The organism is Gardnerella sp. C0026F2, from assembly GCF_056590715.1.
Map to the genome: position 1 here is coordinate 131,827 of NZ_JBWPWR010000001.1, position 17,040 is coordinate 148,866.

Consider the following 17,040-nt stretch of genomic DNA (forward strand, 5'->3'; position numbering starts at 1 on the left):
TATGCAAGCAAAGCTGGTAAGGAATTAGGCAAATCTGTAGGAAAGTCTGTAAGTAAGTCCGTAAGTAATTCTGTTACTAAAGTTAGCAAATCTGTAGGCTCTTCTTTAAATGAATCTGTAAAATTTGTAAAAGATGTAAAGAAGTCGAAAGTTGCTAAACCAGCTAAACTAGCAAAGCCGGTAAAACCAGTGAAGCCAGCTAATCTTGTAAAATCAGCCAAGCTTGTAAAATCAGCTAATTTTGTAGAGCCTGTAAAGCAAGCAAATCTTGTCAATCCTGTGAAGCCTGCAAAACTTGCAAAACCGGCAAAACCGGCAAAATCAATTAAATACGCAAAATTAGCACATACTGTATCTGGAATATTTTCCTCGAAAAAAGACTACTCAAAAAACTCGTTAGAGCGCAAAACTCAAGATTCAGAATTAAAGAAATATGTTGGCTTGCGCAGTTTAACTAACCCACTGTGGTGCTTATACGGCATGCGAGTATCAGTAGTTATACTGTCGATTTTCGGCTTATTCATGGTGTTTTCTAGTTCTTCAGTAACTATGATTACCTACGGAATTGCACCTTGGGGTCAAGGCGTAAACCAAACAATGTATTGCGTTTTAGGCTTAATTGGCTATATTTTCGCTTCTCGACTTCCAGTTACAGTTTATAGAAGATACGTTGCTGTTATTTACGTTATTTCTGTTATTGCACAGTTCTTAACATTTGTTCCAGGTTTACGACGTGAAGTTAATGGTAATGCTGGTTGGATTGCTTTTGGACCTATTACTTTGCAGCCTGCAGAAATTACGAAACTTGCGTTATGTATTTGGCTTCCAATGGCTTTGATTGCTGCAAAACAAGCATATGAGCGTGTGCAGATGCGCGCGTATATTCCTGTAGTAGCAGGACTCGGCGTATCGTTGTTGCTTGTTATTGCAGGTAAGGATCTTGGTACTGCTTTAATTATTATTCTTATTGCACTTATAGCTTTTTATCTTGGTGGATTCCCTACGCGCTGGCTGATAGGAAGTATTTTTATTGCTATTGCTATGGTCGCTATGCTTGTTTTGACAAGCCAAAATCGTATGCGACGTATTCTTGCTACTTTGCACGGATGTGATTCAAAAGCAGCTAAAGGCGTTTGCTTCCAAGCAATTCATGCTCAATATGCAATGGCTTCTGGTGGACTATTAGGCGTTGGCATCGGAAACTCTCGTGAAAAATGGAATTATTTGCCTTACGCTCACAATGACTTTATTTTCGCTATTATTGGCGAAGAGATGGGCTTTTTGGTTGCAGCAGCAGTGATTTTGCTATACGTAATTATTGGTTGGTGCATACTATCTTCAGCATTAAAAGCGAAATCGCAATTTATTTCAATCGCATTAATGTGTATTGCAACGTGGATTGTAGGACAAGGATTAGTTAATATTCTCGTTGTTGTGCAAATACTTCCGGTTATGGGAGTGCCTATGCCGTTTGTGTCCGCAGGTGGATCTTCGCTTGTTATGTGTTTGGTTGCAATTGGCGTAGCTGATGGTCTTATGCGTTCCAATCCGCAACTTACTATATCGAAGTAGTAAGTATTTACAACTTTTTCATAATATGAAAGTTATAACAAGGGTAGTGAAATGAAGTTTGATAATGCTATTGAGCATGAAGTGCATATTGTTCTTGCAGGCGGGGGTACTGCAGGTCATGTCAATCCTTTGCTCTCTGTTGCAAACGCGATTAAAAAGCTCAATCCTGAAGCGTTAATTAGTGTAATTGGCACAGAAGTTGGTTTGGAAAAAAGTCTTGTGCCGAATGCAGGATACGAACTTGACACTATAGAAAAAGTGCCGTTCCCGCGTAAGCCAAATCTAGATGCAATTAAGTTTCCAATTCGATGGATGCGCGAAAAACGCAAAGTGCGAAATATACTAGCTACTAGAAAAGCAGATATAGTAGTTGGCTTCGGTGGCTATGCTTCTGCTCCAGTATATTCTCAAGCTCATGCGCAGCATATTCCTATTGTGATTCACGAGCAGAATGCTAAATCTGGAATGGCAAATCGCTTGGGTGCAAGTTGGGCTGATGCTGTTGGAACAGTTTATGGGAATACTGATTTGCGCACACGAAAAGGTGTCAAAGTTGAAAGAGTTGGTTTACCTCTTAGACCTGCTATTTCTAAATTGTGTGAAAGATTAGAAAAAGATTATGATTCCGCTCGCGTTGAAGGTGCGCAAAAACTTGGCGTTGACCCTAAACGTCCAATTATTCTTGTTACCGGCGGATCTTTGGGTGCAAAAAGCATAAATCAAGCTGTTGCTGCAGCAGCAGGAGATATTTTAAAACATGCGCAAGTAATTCACTTAACTGGTCGCGAAAAAGCGGAAGAAGTGCGAAATATAGTTGCAAAGCAAGTAGGCGAATCGCAAATAAACGATATTAAACCAGAGCATGCTGGTTGTGGCGATTATCATATTGCAGAATATTTAGAGCGTATTGATTGGGCTTTTGCTTGCGCAGATTTAGTTATATGTCGTGCAGGAGCTGGAACGGTTGCAGAAATTTCTGCACTTGGCTTACCTGCTGTATACGTGCCATTGCCTATTGGCAACGGCGAGCAGCGTTTCAATGCTGAGCCTGTAGTAAATGCAGGGGGAGCGTTAATGGTAAATGATGCTGATTTCAATGCGAAGTGGTTTATAGATGAAGGATTAGCTTTATTGCAAAACAAAAATCAACTACAAGCTATGCGCACTAAATCTTGGAATTATGGTATTCGTGATGCTGCAGACGTTATGGCGAAGCGTATTCTTGAAATCGCAAAAGAAAGCAGAAAGTAATGACTAATCTTAATAGCAATACAACTTCATCTCATAACAACATTGATTTAAACCCAGTAAAATCAGCGTTTGATGATTCGCAAACTATTTCAAAATTAGGGCGAGTGCATTTTATTGGCATTGGTGGAGCTGGAATGAGTGTTCTGGCAGAAATGTTGCATGAAGAGGGAGTAAGCGTAAGCGGTTGCGATCGCGAAGCAAATGATCACACTCAACGCTTGGAAGAATTAGGTATTGAAGTAGAAATTGGACAAAGTGCTTCGCATGTTGAGCATGCAGATGTACTCGTGTATTCAAGTGCTATTAAACCGAGCAATCCGGAGATTATGGCAGCATATGAGCGTGGCATAAAACTTGTTCATCGCAGCGATATTCTTGCGTTATTATTATCTGCAAAAACTGGCGTGACTGTTGCTGGAGCGCATGGGAAAACAACTACTAGCTCACTTCTTTCTCATATATTAACTGTGGCTGCAGTAGGTGATTTGGCTGATCCAAGCTACGCAATCGGCGGATCTATTCAAGTTGCAGACGGAACAGTTTTAGACGGCGGTCATGCTGGCAATGGAATTGTTATGGTTGCTGAAGCTGACGAATCTGACGGAAGTTTTGAAAAATACAGCCCAAGTATTGCAATCGTAACAAATGCTGAAGCAGATCACTTGGATCATTATGGCTCTAGTGAACGATACAGAGAAGCATTTGTTGAGCACGTAAGTCATGCCGTTAATAACGTAATAATTTGTGCAGAAGACGAAGGTGCTAGAAAAGTACTTGAAGCTATGCCGGATAATATTTTAAACAAAACAATTGCTTACGGTAATTTGGATACTTGGAGCCTAAAAGTCAGCTCGCGCGTACAAAAATTAGCCATGTTCGCAAGTATTGAGCATGAAAATGAGCAAGCTGTAAGTGGTCGAGAAATGTTTACGCTTGTATTGCCAGAAAAAATTTTGGATGAACATGCTAAATGTTCAAACAAGGTGCAAGTTAGCTTGTTAATACCAGGTTTGCATAATGCGCTTAATGCTTCTGCAGCTATTGTTGCTGCAGTATTGCTCGGTATGGATCCAGAAGATGCGGCTCGTGGTGCAGAAAGCTTCCGAGGTGCATCTCGTCGTTTTGATATTCGTGGATGTGTTGATGGTGTGACAGTTGTAGACGATTATGCTCACCATCCAACTGAAATAGCTGCATTATTGCGCGCTGCTCGAAGAAAGTACACTTCTTCCACCCTTCGCGTGCTGTTTCAGCCTCATTTGTTCTCCAGAACGCAGGCTTTTGCTAGTGAGTTTGCAAAATCTTTGGCTCTTGCAGACGACGTAATTGTTACAGGAATTTTCCCAGCTCGCGAAAAGCAGGAAGATTTTCCAAATATTAATGCTGAAACTATTGTTAAAGCTGCAAAATCGCAGAATCTTGATGTAAAAATTGAAGCGGTTGACGATATGCGCGAAGCTGCGTTGAAACTGGCTTTGCGTGCAAAATCTGGCGATGTGCTGCTTACAGTTGGTGCAGGAAGTATTACTGCTATGACGTCTGTTATGCTAGAAGCATTGTAGTGCTTTGAAATTAAGCGATTAAAGTATAAATAAATTATTACGAGAGGCAATTATGGGTCGCGTGAGGTCAAGCAAATCGTACGATGCTGATGCAAATAATTCGCATCGTCGTACCGTTTCAAGTCTTAATATTGCGCATACTGAAGAGTCTCGTAGTAATAAATCAAGCAGCATTGCGTCTCGTCGTAGTGCTTCGTCGTTGCGCAAAGACCAGCGTTTCCAAAGGCATATAATCAGCCAAAACACATCGCAAATACGAGTAGCTGATGTCAATGAAAAAAATCATCAAGGTAAGTTTGTTGACGCTAGACTTTTGCCGAAGCTTGATTTTGTAAGAAAAACTTTAAGTCAAACTTCTGGTTCTCTTGGAATGATTACTCGTCCTAGAATAATTAATTTTCGAGAGCGTTTGAAAGAACGTAAATCTGCTTATTTGCAATTTACTGTTAAACGAATTCTTGCAATTCTTGCAGTGATTGCTTCTGTTTCAGCGATTGTTTGGTTTTTATTCTTCTCGCCAGTTTTTCTTCTTAAGTCTAGCGATATAAGTATTTCTGGATCTAACGAGTGGGTGAGTGAGCAAAAAATTGCTTCAATTGCGTCAACTCAAGTTGGTAAATCGCTATTTTTAGTTTCTTCTCAAGAAGTAATTAACCAACTTAACGATATTCCTGGCGTAACTGAAGCAAAAGTTTCTAAGAATTTTCCTAATGGTTTGCATGTTTCTGTACATGCGCAACGTCCTGCAGCAATGCTCAAAACTCGAGATAGCAATAAATTAACTGCTGTCGACGCTAAAGGTCGCGTGTTAAATGCCGTAGCTCAAGTTACAACACAAGGAATACCTGTTATTGAAGTTTCAAATGTGCAAAGAAGTTTGAATAATAGAGCGGTACTTGAAGCTGTAAAAATTGTTAGTTCACTTTCGGAATCTTTGCGAGCTAGAGTTACGAAAGTTAGTGCAAAAACTCAAGATTCTGTCGAAACAGAATTAGGGGATGTTAAAAAAACTATCATATGGGGCAATTCGTCTCAGATTGAGTTAAAGAAAGCTATTGTTGCCAAGATTATTGATGATCCTAGTAAAATTGGGAACAAACGCAGCTTAGATGTGTCTGCTCCTGTGCGTCCAATTCTTAAATAGGGTTTTAAAACTTTATTAATTACATTGTCAAGATTAGGTGTATAATAGTAGTCTGTGTGTGCCAACGGCGTGCCTTATGTTATAGGCGTGCGTGTTGGGATATCCCAAGTGCCAAAGATAGCGTGCAGTAATGTGTGGCTGGAGGCGCGAGGGCCATCGGGCCGGTGGACTGTGGCTTTTACTCTTTAACCGATTCTTTGGTTATGGTGTGCTGCAGTGTGGCGGTTTTCACCAAATAGAAGATAACAATGAATCGGAGAACTTAAGTTGCCTACGATTGAACAACTTGTCCGTAAAGGACGTCAGGCCAAGCCGAAAAAGTCAAAGACTTTGGCCTTGAAGGGTAGCCCGCTGCGTCGTGGCGTGTGCACCCGTGTGTACACCACCACTCCTAAGAAGCCAAATTCCGCGCTTCGTAAGGTTGCTCGTGTGCGCCTCAGCTCTGGTATTGAAGTAACCGCCTATATTCCAGGCGAAGGTCACAACTTGCAGGAGCACTCCATCGTGCTCGTGCGTGGTGGCCGTGTGAAGGATCTCCCAGGTGTGCGTTACCACATCGTGCGTGGCGCATTAGATACCCAGGGTGTCAAGGACCGCAAGCAGGGTCGTTCCCTGTATGGAGCAAAGAAGGCGAAGTAAAACATGTCACGTAAAGGACCTGCAAAAAAGCATCAACTGCTTCCTGATCCAATCTACGGCTCGACCGTCGTGGCTCAGTTGATTAACAAAATCCTTCTCGATGGTAAGAAGTCCATCGCAGAAAACATCGTCTACACCGCTCTTGAGCAGGTGAAGGCAAAGACCGAGCAGGAGCCAGTTTCTGTATTGAAGCGCGCTCTTGATAACATTCGTCCAAATCTTGAGGTTCGTTCTCGCCGCGTTGGTGGTGCAACTTACCAGGTTCCAGTCGAAGTTAAGCCTGCTCGTGCAAACACTCTTTCCCTCCGCTGGCTTACTGACTTCTCACGCGCTCGTCGTGAAAAGACTATGGCTGAGCGTTTGGCCAACGAAATTCTCGATGCCTCCAATGGCTTGGGTGCTTCCGTGAAGCGCCGCGAGGATACCCACAAGATGGCAGAAGCAAACAAGGCTTTTGCTCACTATCGCTGGTAATCCACAAGATAATCGGTATCTTAAAGAGCTAAGGATAAGAATATGGCACAAGATGTGCTTAACGACCTGAATATGGTTCGTAATATCGGCATCATGGCGCACATTGATGCTGGTAAGACTACTACCACCGAACGTATTCTTTACTACACTGGTAAGAACTACAAGATCGGTGAAACTCATGATGGTGCTTCTACCATGGACTTCATGGCTCAGGAGCAGGAGCGCGGTATTACTATTCAGTCTGCTGCAACTACCTGCTTCTGGAAGCGTCAGACTCATGACGTTGATGATCGCTATCAGATCAACATCATCGATACCCCAGGCCACGTGGACTTCACCGCTGAGGTGGAACGTTCCCTTCGCGTGCTCGATGGTGCTGTAGCAGTCTTCGATGGTAAGGAAGGTGTGGAGCCTCAGTCTGAAACCGTGTGGCGTCAGGCTGATAAGTATAGCGTCCCACGTATCTGCTTCATCAATAAGATGGATAAGCTTGGCGCTGATTTCTACTATTCCGTCAAGACCATCAAGGAGAAGCTCGGTGCAACTCCACTCGTTATTCAGCTTCCAATCGGTGCTGAAAACGACTTCATCGGCGTTGTTGACTTGATTCGTATGAAGGCTTACGTCTGGAATGACGTTAAGGACGATATGGGTGCTCACTATGACACCGTTGACATTCCTGAAGATTTGCAGGAACGTGCAGAGCAGTATCGTGCTGAACTTATGGATCAGGTTGCTGAAGCTGACGATGAGCTGGTTGAGAAGTATCTCGAAACTGGCGAACTTACTGAAGAGGAAATGCGCGCTGGTATCCGTAAGCTTACCATTGAGCGTAAGGCCTTCCCAGTAACTTGCGGTTCTGCATTCAAGGATAAGGGTGTTCAGCCAATGCTGGATGCTGTTGTCGACTTCCTCCCAAGCCCAGAAGATGTTCCATCTATTAAGGGCTTCAAGCCAGGCGACGAATCTGTTGAAATTGACCGTAAGCCAGTTAATACAGATCCATTCGCAGCATTGGTATTCAAGATTTCAACCCATCCATTCTATGGCAAGCTCGTGTTCGTGCGCGTTTACTCTGGCGAAGTAAAGCCAGGCGATTCCGTGTACGATTCCACGAAGTCCAAGAAGGAACGCGTTGGTAAGATCTTCCAGATGCATGCTGATAAGGAAAATCCTGTAGATTCAGCTGAAGCTGGTAACATCTACACCTTCGTTGGTTTGAAGAATGTCAGCACTGGTGATACTTTGTGCGACGAAAAGAACCCAATTTCTTTGGAATCCATGACATTCCCAGATCCTGTTATCGAGGTTGCTGTGGAGCCAAAGACGAAGGCTGATCAGGAAAAGATGAGCTTGGCTTTGGCTAAGCTTTCTGACGAGGATCCTACATTCCAGGTTAAGACCGATGAGGAATCTGGTCAGACTTTGATTTCCGGTATGGGCGAGCTTCAGCTTGACATTATCGTTGATCGTATGCGTCGTGAGTTCAAGGTCGAAGCGAACGTTGGTAAGCCACAGGTTGCTTACCGTGAGACGATTCGTAAGGCTGTTATGAACCAGGAATACACTCACAAGAAGCAGACCGGTGGTTCTGGTCAGTTCGCAAAGGTTTTGATGAACTTCGAGCCTCTCGATACAGAATCTGGCGAAACCTACCAGTTTGTCAACGAAGTTACCGGCGGCCACATCACCAAGGAATTCATTCCTTCAATCGATGCAGGCGTGCAGGAAGCTATGGAATCCGGCGTTTTGGCTGGCTTCCCAGTTGTGGGTGTAAAGGCAACCGTCACCGACGGTCAGACTCACGATGTCGATTCTTCGGAAATGGCCTTCAAGATTGCAGGTTCCATGTGCTTCAAGGAAGCTGCTCCTAAGGCTAATCCGGTAATTCTCGAACCAATTATGGCTGTCGAAGTCCGTACTCCAGAAGAGTACATGGGCGACGTCATGGGCGATTTGAACTCTCGTCGCGGTAACATCCAGTCTATGACTGATGCTACTGGCGTGAAAGTTATCGACGCCAAGGTGCCGCTGAGCGAAATGTTCGGCTACATTGGCGATCTTCGTTCCAAGACTCAGGGCCGCGCAATGTTCACCATGCAGATGGACTCTTACGCGGAGGTCCCGAAGGCAGTTTCGGACGAGATTATTAAGGCTCAGCGCGGCGAATAAAGCGCACGCTACTTCGGTGTTTTCTGTCCCCGGTCAACGCTAGAATTTCCTACGTTGACTGGGTTCTGGCACCGAAGTGGCACCTAACCCAGAAACCCAGTAATATGTAGCGAAAGACCTCTCACAAATGTGTGAGGCAAACTACGAGACGTCCAGGAGGACAAACACATGGCAAAGGAAAAGTACGAGCGTACTAAGCCGCATGTTAACATTGGTACCATTGGTCACGTTGATCACGGTAAGACTACCTTGACCGCGGCTATTTCTAAGGTGCTGCATGGCGAGTATCCAGATCTGAACCCTCAGTATGACTTCGATCAGATTGATGCCGCTCCAGAAGAGAAGGAACGCGGCATTACCATTAACATCGCACACATCGAGTATCAGACCGCTGAGCGTCACTACGCTCACGTGGACGCTCCAGGCCACGCTGATTACGTGAAGAACATGATCACCGGTGCTGCTCAGATGGATGGCGCAATCCTCGTGGTTGCTGCTACCGATGGTCCTATGGCTCAGACCCGTGAGCACGTTTTGCTCGCTAAGCAGGTCGGTGTCCCGAAGATCCTCGTTGCTTTGAACAAGTGCGATATGGTTGATGATCCAGAACTTATCGACCTCGTCGAAGAAGAGGTTCGTGACCTCCTCGAAGAAAACGGCTTCGATCGCGACTGCCCAGTCATCCGCACCTCTGCTTACGGTGCTTTGCACGATGACGCTCCAGATCACGACAAGTGGGTAGAGACCGTCAAGGAACTCATGAAGGCTGTTGACGAGTACATTCCAACCCCAACTCACGATCTTGACAAGCCATTCTTGATGCCAATCGAAGATGTGTTCACCATCTCCGGTCGTGGTACCGTTGTCACCGGTCGTGTTGAGCGTGGTAAGCTCCCAATCAACACCCCAGTTGAGATCGTTGGTTTGCGTGACACCCAGACCACCACCGTTACCTCCATCGAGACCTTCCACAAGCAGATGGATGAGGCTGAAGCTGGCGATAACACTGGTCTTCTTCTCCGTGGTATCACCCGTACCGATGTTGAGCGTGGTCAGGTTGTGGCTGCTCCAGGTTCTGTGACCCCACACACCAAGTTCGAAGGCGAAGTTTACGTCTTGACCAAGGATGAAGGTGGCCGTCACTCGCCGTTCTTCTCCAACTACCGTCCACAGTTCTACTTCCGCACCACCGACGTCACCGGCGTTATCACCTTGCCAGACGGCGTTGAGATGGTTCAGCCAGGCGATCACGCAACCTTCACTGTTGAGTTGATCCAGGCTATCGCAATGGAAGAGGGCTTGACCTTCGCAGTTCGTGAAGGTGGCCGTACCGTTGGTTCCGGTCGTGTGACCAAGATTCTTGCCTAGTATTTTCTCTAACTGAAAATATTAGCTAAGGCTTAATAAAGACCCCGCGAGGAAACTCGTGGGGTCTTTTGTTGTTTCGTGCACGACGACCTGCTTGAGCGCTGCGGTTTAGCGCGCGAAAGCAACTCGGAGCGCCTAGCTTGCTTAGGGTTGAAAGCACGGTGTGCTTTCAACGCAAGCGAGGTCTGCCTGCGGCTTTATTGACGCAGGCAGGGCAGGTTTTTGTGGTTGTTTGTTAGGAATTATGTTGTGTTTTGTGTGCGCTGACGACCTGCTTGAGCGTCACCGTTTTTGGGACACTGGTGCAGATTGCGTACTGCGCGAGTAACGCTAAATCGCTGTTATACGTCACTAACGCAGATTGCGTACTGCGCCAGTGTCTGAAAACAAGCAAAATGAGACACTCGCGCAGAACTCCACTGCGCATAATAAAACCCTGCCAAATACTAATCTGGCAGGGTTGAATAACTAAGCAACTAACACACTTATGTTAGTTTTAGTATTATTAATCTCTATTATCTCCAAGCAACTCTAGCAAGTAGATGAACATGTTAATGAAGTCCAAGAACAGCTGGAATGCGCAGAAAATAGATACTTTCTTAACCATTTCAGGCTGATCTTCATATTGTGCAAGTAATGCGCGAGTTTGCTGAGCATCGTAAGCTGTTAAACCTGCAAAAATAACGATGCCAATTCCAGCCATAAGACGCATTGTTCCAGTATCTTGCCCAATAAACGAAATAATAATTTGAGCAACAACGAATACAAGTAATGCAACCATTAAAATTGGACCAGCTTTAAGCAAATCCTTTTTTGTAGTAAGTGCAAGCATTGTCAAGCACAGGAAGAATCCTGCAGTTAAAGCAAATACTAATGCCACGGATCCAAGGCTAAATACTTGAAATACTGAGCTTAAAGTAAATCCTGTTAAAGCAGCATAAGCATAGAACAAAACTCGTACTGTTGTCTCACTCATCTTCATTAAGCGCGTTCCAAGAACAACTGCTATCACAACCTGAGCAATTGCCAGCATCATCCAACCCCATCCGCGGGTTGCAAACATAAATCTAAGCCAGAAATTACCGCTCTGAGTGAACAGTGCCACAAGAGTTGTAACAATCAATCCAAGCGTCATTTCGCCATAAGTACGTCCTACTGAAACTCTTTTTGCTTCTTCAAAAGCATATGTTGCCTGAGTGTCAATAACCTCAGGAGCACCGCTTCTGTAATAATCTTGAGTAAAGTTTGTCATTATTTCTCCTTAACAGCTATGAAATAAAACGCTGTCAAGACAACGTTCTCACATAATTATAGTTAAAGCATCTGGGAAAATGCTAAAAAATGTAACGAAATTTAGTACGTTTGCACAATAAGCTGATTTTAGTATTGCGTAATCTTGCGCTTAATATTGCGTAAAATTGCGCTTCGTATTTGTATTATGCCTTACTATTAGGTGCCTCTTCAACTTGAGGAGCACCATTAATATCGCGATGAATACCTTGCATTTGTGTTTCAATATTTTGCAAGCTATGCGCGCAATCGAGCAAAGTTTGAGAGTGTTCAGCCAACTTTGCATCCGGCAAACCGGCTTTGTATCTTAAAGCGTGCTCCAAGCTAGCCCAATAATCCATAGCAATAGTTCGGAATTGCACCTCGACTGGCGTGTAGTGTGCTCCAGAAGACAAGAACACAGGAACTGCATAAATTACGTGCAAACTGCGGTATCCATTAGGTTTTGGATTCTTAATATAATCCTTAACTTGCAATACTTGAATGTCTGTTTGTTTAGAAAGATATTGCGCTACAGAATACACATCGTCGCAGTAGTTGCAAATTACGCGAATTCCAGCTACGTCGAAAAGATTATCGCGTATAGAGCGTGTGGAAATATCTAGATGACGCCTTTGCAGCTTCTCAAAAATTGAGTGCACTGATTTAAGACGGCGTTCCATGTGGTGAATTGGGTCGTGAGAGAACCGCACTTGAAATTCGCTGTCTAGAATCTCGAGCTTTGTACTTATTTCGTACATTGCTCCTTCGTAAATTTGCATCATGTTTACAAATTCGTCGATTTGGTCTTCAGGGAGCATAAGCGAATTAGTTTTGCCGCATTGGGAGCAATTTTGTTGGTTTTTTGTATTGCTTACATTGCTGCTTAAATTGCTGCTTTCATTAGCTGATTCGTTGCTATGAAGACGCGCATAGAGTTCGGCTGCGTTTACGCAGTTATGACGATCAAGTATCACGTCTTTTAATAATACTATAAAAACTGCTAATCGTCTGGGGGTGCGTATGTAAATGTAATATTCTTTGTAAAGCGTGATATAAATATCTTAGGTAATTGCGCGCAAGCAAAATCTAGGAAAGTATTTTGACGGGGAGTGTATTTTGTCTGAAAATAAGCAGGATAATATTCCTAAAGTAATTTCAATAGTTGGTCCTACAGCTTCAGGCAAAACTAGTCTTGGTATTGCGCTTGCGAAAAAATTAGCTGAGTGCGGGATTCGTGCGGAAATAATCAACGCGGACGCGTATCAAATGTATCGTTACATGGATATTGGTACGGCGAAGGCGAGCGCGCAGGAGCAAGCGGAAGTACCTCACCATTTGCTTGACATTATTGATCCTGAAGAAACTATGACGGTTGCGCGCTTTCAAACTCTTGCCAGGAAGTGTATTAGTGAGTTGCAATCGCGCGGTGTGAGGCCGATTTTAGTTGGAGGATCGGGATTGTATGCTCGTGCTGCTGTGGATGATATTACTTTTCCGGGCACGGATGAGTCTGTTCGTGCGGCTTTGGAAGAGCGCGAGCGCAAAGAAGGAGCAGGCGCGCTTTTTGATGAGTTGAAGAAGAAGGATCCGGTTGCGGCTGCTAATATGGATGCGCGCAATCCGCGACGTACAATTCGCGCGCTTGAAGTGATTGAGCTTACGGGAAAGCCTTATTCCGCAACACTTCCGCGCTATAAGTATGTGATTGATTGCGTGCAAATTGGCTTAGATTTGCGTCGTGAAGATTTAGATAAGCGCGTTGATTTACGCACGCAAATTATGCGTGAGCAGGGTTTTGTGGATGAAGTGCGTGCGATTCGAGGGCGATTGGGTGTGACTGCAGCTCGTGCTCTCGGCTATCAGCAGATTATGGATTATTTGGATGGCGTGTGGAGTGAGGATGAGGCTTTTGCAGATATTGCGCAGAAAACTCGACGACTTGCGCGCAAACAAATGGGTTGGTTTGGTAGAGATGCGCGCATCCACTGGTTGGATGCGTTGCGACCAGATCTTGCGGAAGCTGCGCTCGCAATCGTTGATGCTGCGGACGCGGGGGAGTTTGATTGCGATAATTCTGACGATACTGAGCACACTGCTGAGCACACTACTCAGCACCATCTCGGAGATGCTTTCGACGCTTAACTTAAATCTTGAAAACGTTGGGTTTTAGGAAATAACTCAAATAATTTGGGTTTTGCTACAAAAAACGCCACTGTTTACCTGTGCGTTAGCGATGGTATAGCAGTGGCGTTTTTGCGTTTGTGGAGTCGCGGGGAATTTGCATTTAACAGCCACTAACGCCTTATTTTTCTAAGAGTTTTATAGAATAACGTTTTAGTACCAATGCGCTCAATATCGCCTTATCTTGCGTTTTTGTGGTAATATTAACAAGATATTCTGTAAAATATATTTTACTCTTGTATGTGTAATAAGTTTGTTGAAAGGAGATTAAATATGAAAGCTTTAGATATAGCATCAATTTTTATTGATCGATATGGAAAAACGCTAGCATTAACCAATCTCACTTTGAATAAACTAGTATATTTTGCGCAGGTGGAATCGTTGCGTAATAATCCTGAGTGTCCGCTGTTTACGGATGAGATTCAAGCTTGGGAATATGGTCCTGTAGAGCCTAGCGTTTATAACGAGTTTAAGCAGTTTGGTAGGAATCGTATTTTTAATGCGCCTAATCACGAAACTAGCCAGTATGCTGATTGCATTGTAGATACTGTTGTTGAAAAATATGCTTGGATGAATGCGTTTGATTTAGTAAATTATGCTCATCGTGCTGGCGGTGCATGGCACAATGTGTATGATGCATCGCGCAATAAGCCGATTCTTGTACAGAATATTCTGCAATCGTCAGATGTTACTTCGTATCCTGCTAAGAAAAATACGTTTATTAGTGCTGTAGATGCTGTAAAAAAACAGTATCCGAATACTTTGCGTATCCTTGGTGACGCATGAGCCAGTATGATTCTCTTGTTTGGAATGAGGAACAGATTATTGCCTTCGCGGGAATAGTTTGTTCTATTCAACGAGAGATTGTTGATACAAGCCAAGGACTTGCTACTGTTAAGCAAGAAGTTCAGGGCAGTGTTGAAAATGTTTTGTATTCTTCATTTGCGATTATTTTTGATAGCTCTCCAGCCGATCGAAATAATTATACGGATATTTTTGACCAAATTGCTGACTTTGCTACGCATCTTGCTAAAGACCATATTTTTCCTGATGCCAATAAGCGTACAACAGTATTAACATGTGTAGCTTTGCTTCGCAATAATGGGATTATTCTTGATATCGAAGATAGCGTAAATCCTTTTGACAATGATTTATATAAGTGGATTCAGAATATTGTTGAAGGTAAGATTGCGCGTGCGAGTTTAGCTGAACAGTTACGTTCGCGCGCACATTTATTATAGAATGAAGTTAATTAATTAAATAGAGTCCCGAACAGACCAAGTGTCCGGGACTCACTATCCACTATACTGCAGGCTCATTATGAAATTAGATGCAATAGTATCGGCTATATTCTCGCTTGTTATTATCGCTGGAGTATGGTGTCATTTTTCGACTTGGCTCATTACTGGTTGCGCTGTAATCAGTGCTGTATGCGCGTTAGATGCTGGCAGAAAACACAAATAACTGATGTTTGGCTTCTTTCTGAAGCTCTTGGCGTTACTTGTGATGTTATCCAGGATTATCGCTCTTTCCTTTCCACTCCCGTTCTTGTGTGAATCATATAGAGACTAGGCACGCGTCAAATAAGCCAAATCGCAAATATTCACTTTTTTAATAGTAGAATATATATCTAATGAAAGGAGGTGCAGCATGAGTGATGTGCAACAAGCAATTGAAGCTGCTGTACAATTGCGTCTAAAGACTATTGGAGAAGACGGCCCTACTACGCCGCCAATTGATGTTAAGGATATAGCAAATAGGCTTGGAATTAAAGTTGAAGTAACTTCAGAACTGAAAAATAACATTGATGGCTTTATTCTTAAGAAAAAGGATGAAGATATTCCAACTATTTATGTTAATGAAAATAGCTCTTCGGTTAGGCAAAGGTTTACTATCGCGCATGAGCTTGGTCATTATTGGAAGAATCATGTCATCGATAAGAACTCTGAATATGGGTATGTTGATTTCAGGAATGAGCAATCTTCTAAAGGCACTAATTATGATGAACGTTGGGCTAATTCTTTTGCTGCTGAACTCCTTATGCCTGCAAAGTTTTTGTATATAGTTTGGGCTTCTAATTGGAGTATTTATAAGATTAAGAGTACTCTTGATGTTTCTGACGCTGCATTGGGGAATAGACTTACCAATTTAGGATTGTTGAAAATATGAGTGGACAAGATGAATTATATTCTAAAATTCGTGAAGCTCAGCATCTTGAATTTAACTATAATGGTGTTACTTCGGATGCGGAAGAATTTGCGGCTAAAGATGAACATTTGTCCCTTCAATCTGTGAGGCTTCGTATAAAAGCTGCGAAGGCTCAGAAAAAGGAAGATGAGAATAATCTTAGAAAGACTTTAGCAGAAAAGGCGTTGTTGTATATTAAGTGGCAATTGATAGCGACTAATGTAGGTTTTATCCTTTGTCTGATTCTTTTCCCATTGGTACATTATGCTATAACTTCTGAAGTATTTATAGCGTGGTTCACTGCAACTATTGTTGAAATTATTGGTATTCTTTGGGTTATTGCTAGGAGCCTGTTCCCGTTCCACGATAGGAAGAGGGATAAGAAAGCTGAAAAGCGTTAATATATTTTATCTACACAAAAGGCGTTGAAAATTGCGATTTTTGCATTTTCAGCGCCTTTTTTGCGTTTGTGGAGTCGCGGGGAATTGAACCCCGGTCCGGTGACCGTACCCTCGGTCTTCTACGTGCGTAGTCTGCTGGCCGTGCGGCAGTTTTTCTGCCCCCATGTTATCGCAGACAATTCATGGCGAGCATATCTACAGTAAAAGTCCCTGAATCACCCTGCAGCCCGGCAATTCAAGCAAGTCTTCTAATGACGTTCAGCACCACTCCGAAGACGTGAGTGGGTGAACGGAGCGGCTGCTCACTGGTTAATCCTGGCGCGAAGCTCAGGCAGCGAGAGCGAACTCAGTGCGATTAGATTTAGCACTTATTCTTTTGCGAAAGGACGTTTACGAGTGGACTTTCGCATTCTCGGCACGCTTCCCCGCGGCGAACAGATCGCCGTCGAAACCGATCGACCCCTTTTGATTTTTCAAACAATCGTTGCGCTAAAGCACATTTGTTGCGCTAAAGCACATGTTTTCACATTGTATCATATATTGCGCGCGATTTTTCCTTTACGCGACTGTAAAGTTTTTGTCGTTTTTCTGCTATATTTCGACATTTTCTTTACACCGCTGTAAAATTTTTGTCGTTTTTCTGCTATATTCCGACATTTTCTTTACATCGCTGTAAAGTTTTTGTCGCTTTTGTGGAACATTTGCCGCAAAGTTACACAGTGTTTGTTTACGTTTTTTACAAAATTCTATTTTTATGGGGGGGGGTATTGAGTAATATATCTTTAGTTAGGTGGTTTTATTTGCTAAGAGTAAAATA

15 protein-coding genes and 1 other RNA gene are annotated in these 17,040 nt (G+C 43.4%); 13 read left to right on the top strand and 3 right to left on the bottom strand.

Annotated elements, in window-relative coordinates:
- Window positions 1-360: 360 nt before the first annotated feature.
- From AC1EK3_RS00400 to tuf, 8 genes are all read left to right on the top strand, one after another.
- On the top strand, window positions 361-1,572 hold the full coding sequence (locus AC1EK3_RS00400; RefSeq protein ID WP_480033362.1) for a peptidoglycan glycosyltransferase FtsW: 1,212 nt from the start codon (window positions 361-363) through the stop codon (window positions 1,570-1,572).
- 51 nt (window positions 1,573-1,623) lie between these two features.
- Window positions 1,624-2,823, top strand: a complete 1,200-nt coding sequence (locus tag AC1EK3_RS00405) for a UDP-N-acetylglucosamine--N-acetylmuramyl-(pentapeptide) pyrophosphoryl-undecaprenol N-acetylglucosamine transferase (RefSeq protein WP_480033309.1) — start codon at window positions 1,624-1,626, stop codon at window positions 2,821-2,823.
- Window positions 2,823-4,385, top strand: coding sequence for a UDP-N-acetylmuramate--L-alanine ligase (murC, locus tag AC1EK3_RS00410; RefSeq protein ID WP_480033308.1), 1,563 nt, complete (start codon window positions 2,823-2,825; stop codon window positions 4,383-4,385). Before AC1EK3_RS00405 ends, murC begins: the two co-directional genes overlap by 1 nt.
- 52 nt (window positions 4,386-4,437) lie before the next feature.
- Window positions 4,438-5,529: a cell division protein FtsQ/DivIB gene (locus tag AC1EK3_RS00415; RefSeq protein WP_480033307.1), complete on the top strand. Its 1,092-nt coding sequence runs from the start codon at window positions 4,438-4,440 to the stop codon at window positions 5,527-5,529.
- Window positions 5,530-5,796: 267 nt separating this feature from the next.
- Window positions 5,797-6,168 (top strand): 30S ribosomal protein S12, encoded by a 372-nt coding sequence (gene rpsL, locus AC1EK3_RS00420; RefSeq protein WP_003813881.1) that lies wholly within the window; start codon window positions 5,797-5,799, stop codon window positions 6,166-6,168.
- Window positions 6,169-6,171: 3 nt separating this feature from the next.
- The gene (gene rpsG / locus AC1EK3_RS00425) at window positions 6,172-6,642 is read left to right on the top strand and encodes a 30S ribosomal protein S7 (RefSeq protein ID WP_012914396.1); all 471 of its coding nucleotides are present in this window, start codon (window positions 6,172-6,174) and stop codon (window positions 6,640-6,642) included.
- Window positions 6,643-6,684: 42 nt separating this feature from the next.
- Window positions 6,685-8,814, top strand: coding sequence for an elongation factor G (fusA, locus tag AC1EK3_RS00430; protein ID WP_119526223.1), 2,130 nt, complete (start codon window positions 6,685-6,687; stop codon window positions 8,812-8,814).
- A gap of 168 nt (window positions 8,815-8,982) precedes the next feature.
- Window positions 8,983-10,182, top strand: a complete 1,200-nt coding sequence (gene tuf / locus AC1EK3_RS00435; protein WP_116711945.1) for an elongation factor Tu — start codon at window positions 8,983-8,985, stop codon at window positions 10,180-10,182.
- A 505-nt stretch (window positions 10,183-10,687) separates the two neighbouring features.
- Here the strand turns inward: tuf and AC1EK3_RS00440 are convergent.
- Window positions 10,688-11,434 (bottom strand): Bax inhibitor-1/YccA family protein, encoded by a 747-nt coding sequence (locus AC1EK3_RS00440; RefSeq protein WP_480033306.1) that lies wholly within the window; start codon window positions 11,432-11,434, stop codon window positions 10,688-10,690.
- Between the two features lie 184 nt (window positions 11,435-11,618).
- Window positions 11,619-12,428 carry a GTP pyrophosphokinase gene (locus AC1EK3_RS00445; RefSeq protein ID WP_480033305.1) on the bottom strand — a complete coding sequence of 270 codons (810 nt, stop codon included), beginning with the start codon at window positions 12,426-12,428 and terminating at the stop codon, window positions 11,619-11,621.
- 142 nt (window positions 12,429-12,570) lie between these two features.
- Here AC1EK3_RS00445 and miaA point away from each other — a divergent pair, with 142 nt between their 5' ends.
- The 5 genes from miaA (at window position 12,571) to AC1EK3_RS00470 (ending at window position 16,223) form a co-directional block, all read left to right on the top strand.
- Entirely contained in the window at window positions 12,571-13,596 is a 1,026-nt protein-coding gene (gene miaA / locus AC1EK3_RS00450; RefSeq protein WP_480033304.1) for a tRNA (adenosine(37)-N6)-dimethylallyltransferase MiaA, read from the top strand.
- A gap of 312 nt (window positions 13,597-13,908) precedes the next feature.
- Complete coding sequence (locus AC1EK3_RS00455; protein ID WP_004574988.1) at window positions 13,909-14,421, top strand: Panacea domain-containing protein; 513 nt, start codon at window positions 13,909-13,911, stop codon at window positions 14,419-14,421.
- Entirely contained in the window at window positions 14,418-14,876 is a 459-nt protein-coding gene (locus AC1EK3_RS00460; protein ID WP_480033303.1) for a Fic family protein, read from the top strand. The genes AC1EK3_RS00455 and AC1EK3_RS00460 overlap by 4 nt, the downstream gene beginning before the upstream one ends.
- A gap of 409 nt (window positions 14,877-15,285) precedes the next feature.
- Complete coding sequence (locus tag AC1EK3_RS00465) at window positions 15,286-15,804, top strand: ImmA/IrrE family metallo-endopeptidase (protein WP_480033302.1); 519 nt, start codon at window positions 15,286-15,288, stop codon at window positions 15,802-15,804.
- Complete coding sequence (locus AC1EK3_RS00470) at window positions 15,801-16,223, top strand: hypothetical protein (protein ID WP_480033301.1); 423 nt, start codon at window positions 15,801-15,803, stop codon at window positions 16,221-16,223. The genes AC1EK3_RS00465 and AC1EK3_RS00470 overlap by 4 nt, the downstream gene beginning before the upstream one ends.
- A gap of 66 nt (window positions 16,224-16,289) precedes the next feature.
- Here the strand turns inward: AC1EK3_RS00470 and ssrA are convergent.
- Window positions 16,290-16,686, bottom strand: a transfer-messenger RNA (tmRNA) gene (ssrA, locus tag AC1EK3_RS00475).
- Window positions 16,687-17,040 lie beyond the last annotated feature (354 nt).